This is a genomic window from Kitasatospora sp. NPDC093558 (assembly GCF_040683475.1).
Lineage (GTDB): Bacteria > Actinomycetota > Actinomycetes > Streptomycetales > Streptomycetaceae > Kitasatospora.
The window spans coordinates 1-6,187 of sequence record NZ_JBFBDY010000377.1 but is presented as its reverse complement, the minus strand read 5'-3'; the positions used below and the strand labels follow the sequence as shown (position 1 = coordinate 6,187).

At 72.4% G+C, this 6,187-nt stretch carries 4 protein-coding genes; all 4 read left to right on the top strand.

The genetic code is table 11. The features are described 5' to 3' along the window. Positions 1-97: 97 nt before the first annotated feature. On the top strand, positions 98-1,060 hold the full coding sequence (locus AB0O00_RS26790; RefSeq protein WP_363655917.1) for an ABC transporter ATP-binding protein: 963 nt from the start codon (positions 98-100) through the stop codon (positions 1,058-1,060). Next, complete coding sequence (locus AB0O00_RS26785) at positions 1,057-2,418, top strand: ABC transporter permease (protein ID WP_363655915.1); 1,362 nt, start codon at positions 1,057-1,059, stop codon at positions 2,416-2,418. The genes AB0O00_RS26790 and AB0O00_RS26785 overlap by 4 nt, the downstream gene beginning before the upstream one ends. 62 nt (positions 2,419-2,480) lie before the next feature. Continuing rightward, complete coding sequence (locus AB0O00_RS26780) at positions 2,481-5,234, top strand: alkaline phosphatase family protein (protein ID WP_363655913.1); 2,754 nt, start codon at positions 2,481-2,483, stop codon at positions 5,232-5,234. A gap of 242 nt (positions 5,235-5,476) precedes the next feature. Beyond that, on the top strand, positions 5,477-6,130 hold the full coding sequence (locus AB0O00_RS26775; protein ID WP_363655911.1) for a hypothetical protein: 654 nt from the start codon (positions 5,477-5,479) through the stop codon (positions 6,128-6,130). The last annotated feature ends 57 nt before the right edge of the window (positions 6,131-6,187 follow it).

Sequence of the window (6,187 nt, the reverse complement as noted above, 5' to 3'; positions counted from 1 at the left end):
GAACGTACCGACTGGTGTTCCATCGGCGTTCAACCGTGTGCTCCTGACGCCGCCCCGCCCACCGCCTACGTTCCGTGGTGGACTGCGAGAAGGGGCCATGGGCGACATACAACTTGCCGTACGGGCACGTGGGTTGACGAAGCACTTCGGTGACGTCGTGGCGCTCGACGGGGTCGGGCTCGACCTGGCGGCCGGGCGGATCCACGGGCTGGCCGGGCCGAACGGGGCCGGGAAGACGACGCTGCTCGGGCTGCTGCTGGGCCTGGCCGTCGCCGACGGGGGCGAGTTGGAGGTCCTGGGCAGACCCGTCGGACGGGCACTGGCCGCGCCGGACGGCGTCGCCGGCTTCGTGGACGGCCCCGGCCTGTACCCGTCGCTCACCGCCCGCCGGAACCTGGCCGCCCTCGCGGCGCTGACCGGCCGGGACGCCCGCACCGGCCGCGACGCCCACACCCGCCGCATCGACGAGGCCCTGGCCGAGGTCGGGCTCACCGACGTCGCCGACGACCGCGTGCGCGGGTTCTCCCTCGGCATGCGCCAGCGCCTCGGCCTGGCCGCCGCGCTGCTCACCGACCCGCGCCTGCTGGTGCTCGACGAGCCGTCCAACGGCCTGGACCCGGCGGGCAAGCAGCACGTGCACCGGACCCTGCGGCGGCTCGCGGACGACGGCGTGACCGTCGTGCTCTCCAGTCACCGCATGGACGACCTCGAGGCGCTCTGCGACGAGGTCACGATCCTCGCGACCGGCCGGGTCCGCTTCTCGGGCCCGCTGGAGAAGCTGGCGGCCGACAGCCCCGAGCTCGACTACCGCCTGCTGACGTCCGATCCGCAGGCCGCTCAAGCCGTGGCCGCCGCCACTCCGGGCATCAAGGCGCTCACCGAGACCGGGCCCCGGCGCCCGGCCGGGACGCTCGTCGTGCGCGCATCCGCAGCGGCCGTCGAGCAGTTCGTGAACGCCCTGGTGCACGCGGGCGTCGGGGTGCGCGAGGTCGCTCCCGTGGTCCCGCCGCTGGAGGCCGCGTTCCTCGCCCTGACCGATCAGCAGGAGGGTGCGCGATGAGCACGGCACCGGCGTCCACGAAGGCGACGGCCCCCGGGACCGGCCCGGTGCCGGTGGCCCGCGTGTACCGCTTCGAGCTGGTCAAGCTCGTCTCCCAGTGGCGGATCCGCCTGCTGGTCCTGGCCTGTTGGCTCCTGCCCGGCCTGTTCGTCGCCGCCGTCGCCCAGCAGGGCACGCTGCCGTCCGACACGCTGTTCGGCCGCTGGATGCACGCCACCGGCTGGGCCGGCCCGCTCGTGGTGCTGGGCTTCGCCGGCTCGTGGGCGCTCCCCCTCCTCACCTCCGTGGTCGCGGGCGACGTCTTCGCCGCCGAGGACCGCCTCGGCACCTGGCGCCACCTGCTGGTCGCGATCCGCTCGCCGCGGCGGATCTTCGCGGCGAAAGCCCTGGCCGGCGCCACCGTGATCGTGCTGCTGGCGGCCGGGCTGGCGGCCTCCGCCACGGCCGGCGGACTGGCCGCGGTCGGGAACGGGCCGCTCGTCGGCGTCGACGGACACCTCCTGGCGCCGTCCGACGCGGCCGGCGGCGTCCTGCTCGCGTGGACGTGCGCACTGGCCCCCACCCTCGCGCTGGCCGCGATCGGACTGCTCGGCTCCGTCCTCCTCGGACGCTCGCCGATGGGCCTGCTCGTCCCCGCCCTGACGGCGGTCGCGATGCAGCTCGCGCAGATGCTGCCGCTGCCGGTGGCGCTGCGCCTCGCGCTGCCCGGCTACGCCTTCGTCGCGTGGAACGGGCTGTTCGCCGACCCCGCGCACCTCGACGAGCTGCTGATCTCCGTCGCGGTGAGCCTGGTGTGGGCCGCGGTGGCGACCGCCCTGGCCTACCGGCTGTTCGTGCGGCGGGACTTCACCAACGGCAGCGAGGACGGCGTGGAACGCCGCGCGCTCGCCTTCGGCGTCCTGCCGCTGGCCGGGCTGCTCGCGCTGACCTCCGGTGCCGTCGCCGTGGCCACGCCCTCGACGGGCTCGGGGATCACGCAGGCCAAGGTGCAGCAGTCGGTCGCCACCGCCTTCGCGCACCTGTACCGGCTGCAGACCGAGCAGCTGCACCGCCCCGGCGTCACCGAGGAGCAGCTGCGGGTCTCGGCGGCGTGCGAGCGCGGGGACGGCCACGTCGACCCGCAGGGCCCCGGCAACGACTGGCGCTGCGTCGTCACCTGGCACCTGCCCGGCGTGGCCGCGCCGGGCACGGCGGTCTACCAGCTCGACGTCGCCTCGGACGGCCGGCTGATGGCCGACGGCGACGGGCCCAAGGAGGTCAACGGCTACTTCCTGGTGCGGACCCCGAACGGCGACGCGCCGAACCCGCTGTGGCAGTTCGACGCCCGGATCGCGCTGCTCTCCTCCTCAGCCACCTGAACGCACCGCCCCCGACAACACCGCCCCGCCCATTCGACGGAACTCAACGAAGGAATGACGCCATGCAGGTAACGCGTCGCCGCCGCGCCCAGAAGGAACACTCCGCCCTCCTCGGCCGGCGCACCGGCCGCCGCGCCACGCTCGCCACGGCGTGCATCACGGCGGTGGCCGTGGCCACGGGCACGGCTTTCGCCACCACCCACCAGTTCGGCACCGACCAGGTCGGCCAGGTCACCGCCAACGGCCAGGTCGTCTCCAGCGACCAGTACATCGCCCCCTACGGCAACCGGTCCGTCATCGACGACGGCAAGATCATGGGCTCCCGGGTCAGCCCGGACGGCACCCACCTGGCCGCGTCGGTCGCCGACGGCCCCGCGTCGCTGGTCGTCGTCGACCTCGCAACCGGGCAGGTGCGCCAGCGCATCGGCACCGCGAAGGCGGACGACCTGCACCTGACCGACGGTTCGGTCGGCCAGGAGGCCCCGGTGTACTCGCCGGACGGCAAGCAGCTGTGGCTCGGCCAGCGCGACGGCTACACCCGCTTCACGGTGAACGCCGACGGGACGCTGGCCGACCCGGTGAAGGTCGCGATCCCGGCCGACGGCGAGAAGCACGCGCTCGCGTCCGGCGCGGTGTTCTCCGCCGACGGCTCGACGGTGTACGCGGCCGTCAACGGCCAGAACCGGGTGGTCGCGATCGACGCGGCGAGCGGCACCGTCAAGCAGAGCTGGACGGTGGGCAACGCGCCGCGCGGCATCGCCCAGGTCGGCCACAAGCTGTACGTCGGCAACGAGGGCGGCCGCCGGGCGACGGAGGACGACGACACGCTCAACTCCTACGGCACACAGGTGCCCGCCGACCAGGCCACCGGCGCCACCACGTCCGGCACCGTCAGCGTGATCGACCTGACGGACGCCTCCGCCGCCGTCGGCTCCATCGACGTGGGCCTGCACCCGACGGCGCTGTACGTCAAGAACGGCGTGCTGTTCGTCGCCGACACCGGCACCGACGAGGTGTCGGTCGTCGACACCGCGCAGGACCGGGTCGTGCAGACCGTGTCCACCAAGCCGTGGCCGGAGGCCTCGGTCGGCTACGAGCCCACCGCGGTGACGCTCACCGACGACGGGCACCTCCTCGTCACCCTCGGCCGCGCGAACGCCGTGGCCGTCTACCGCTTCACCAGCGCCCAGGAGCCGGTGAGTTACGTCGGCCTGCTGCCCACCGACTACTTCCCGGCCGAGGTCACCACCGTCGGCCCGAAGGTCGTCGTCTCCAACACCCGTGGTGTCGACGCCCGCCGCCCCAACGCCACCGGCGCGCACAACACCCACGACACCACGTCCAGCATCACGCAGTTCACGCTGCCGGGCGACCGCGAGATCCGGGAGCAGACCGCCAAGGTCTTCCAGCAGAACGGCTGGACCAACGGCGCGGTCCAGCAGGCCGGCCACAAGAAGGCCAAGCCGGTGCCGGTGCCCGCGCGCATCGGCGACCCGTCGCCGATCAAGCACGTCTTCATGATCGTCAAGGAGAACCGGACCTACGACCAGGTCTTCGGCGACATGGGCAAGGGCAACGGCGACCCGAAGCTCGCCCAGTTCGGCGCGAACGTCACGCCCAACCAGCAGGCGCTGGCCCGGCAGTTCGGCCTCTACGACAACACCTACGACATCGGCACCAACTCCGCCGAGGGCCACAACTGGCTGATGCAGGCCGACAACCCGGAGTACACCGAGTCCTCGGCCGGCGAGTACCAGCGCAGCTACGACACCGAGGACGACGCCCTCGGCCACCAGCGCTCGGGCTTCCTGTGGACGGGCGCGCAGGCGGCCGGCAAGGACGTGCGCGACTTCGGCGAGTTCCACCAGTTCCTCACCAAGCCCGACGGCGCCAACTGGCAGAACCTGTACTGCGACGCGAAGACCATGGACGCGACCGGCCAGGACACCGCCTACCCGCTCAACTCCTCGTCGCCGATCCCCTCGCTCAACGACGTGTCGGTGCCCGGCTTCCCGAAGTTCGACCTCGACGTGCCGGACCTGTACCGGTACCAAATCTGGAAGCAGGACCTCGAGCAGAACGGCCCGGCGAACCTCAACATGCTGTGGCTGTCCAGCGACCACACCGGCGGCCCGGCGAGCCCGGCCGCGCAGGTCGCCGACAACGACCTCGCGGTCGGGAAGATCGTCGACGAGATCTCGCACAGCGCGTACTGGAAGGACTCCGCGATCTTCGTGGTCGAGGACGACTCCCAGGCCGGCCTCGACCACGTGGACGGCCACCGCGCCCCGATCCAGATCATCAGCCCGTGGGCGCAGCACGGGGCCGTCGACAGCCGCTACTACTCGCAGATCACCATGGTGCGCACCATCGAGCAGATCCTCGGGATCCACCCGATGAACCAGAAGGACAGCGCGGCCAGCCCGATGACCACGGCCTTCACCGACAAGCCGGACTTCACCCCGTTCACCGCGGTGCCCAACCGGACCTCGCTGACGGACGGTCTGAAGACGCCCCCGTCCTGCGGCCTCGACGTGCCCGGCGCGGTCCAGGACCGCGCGGCGGCCCCGGCCCCGACGACGGTCGCGCCGCCGGCGGCGGAGCAGGGCGTCGCGGCGCAGTGGGAGGCCTGGAAGTCCAAGCAGCACCTCACCGGCCCGAACGCCAGGCCCGACCGGGCGAACCCGGCCCAGATGAACCACCTGACCTGGTACCAGACCCACAACTGGACGACCCCGTACCCGGGCGAGTCCGAGATCCACGCCCCGGAGGACGTCCCCGGCGCGTACATCCCGTCCCCGGAGAACGACGGCTGATCCCCCACTATCGATAACCCCGCCCGGGCCCAACTACCTCGTCGGGCCCGGGCGGACGCGTTTCCCCGAGTGGCATCTCTGACGAACCATCAGAAAGGTTCACGAGGACGATACATATGCTCTTCGCACACCCCATACACGCCAATCACCCACCAGAACAGTTATTTTGCCCTCGACGTCATGCGCAACCCCTCGACACGGGTACCATGCGCAACAACGTCCACAGGCAGGAGTGACCGGTCGTGACCAGCCAATCAGCCGCCTCGCTCCGATCGCGGTACGCCGTACAGGCCGCGTCGGATCTCGAGGGGAACCGCCGTCGGCAGCAAGAGCTCGCCGACGAACTCAAGACGCTCCAGCAGGAGGAGGCGCTCCTGGTCGACATCATGTCGGTGGCGGAGCGCCACGGAGACACCACCAAGCCCGTCTCCATCCCGGAGCAGGCCAAGGACTCGCCGCCGATTGCGGTGCAGACCCGAACCCAGGACGAGCCGGCCCCCGCCGACACGCCCATCGAAGCACCCGCCCAAGCACCCACCGAAACGCCCGCTGCGAAGGCGCCGCGCCGAAAGCGCGCCGCCCGCACCACCGCACCGCGGCCCGCGTCCACGGTGAAGGCCGCCGCCAAGGGCCGCCGCGTCGCGAAGGACCCGGCGCAGCGCCCCCTCCTCGGCGACCTCCTCACACACCTGCTCGCCGGCCACGGCGAGCCGCGCACGGCCAAGGAACTGCGGGACGAGTTCCTGACGACCCACCCGGACCGCGAGCCCACCCCCCAGGTGGTGCGCAACGCCCTCGGCGCGCTCGTCGCCAAGGGGCGCATCGAGCGCCGCAAGGACCAGCGCTCGGTGATGTACAGCCTCGTCGAGGACACGGACAGCACCCCGGCCGGCTGACCCCCGCCCCGGCCAAGCGCCCGCGGGGCGGCCCGGGGCCCCCCCCCAGTGGGGGTA

What these genes read in the sequence shown, in the direction of transcription:
- AB0O00_RS26790 (WP_363655917.1), top strand. Translation starts at nt 98, where the DNA reads ATGGGCGACATACAACTTGCCGTACGGGCACGTGGGTTGACGAAGCAC.
- AB0O00_RS26785 (WP_363655915.1), top strand. Translation starts at nt 1,057, where the DNA reads ATGAGCACGGCACCGGCGTCCACGAAGGCGACGGCCCCCGGGACCGGC.
- AB0O00_RS26780 (WP_363655913.1), top strand. Translation starts at nt 2,481, where the DNA reads ATGCAGGTAACGCGTCGCCGCCGCGCCCAGAAGGAACACTCCGCCCTC.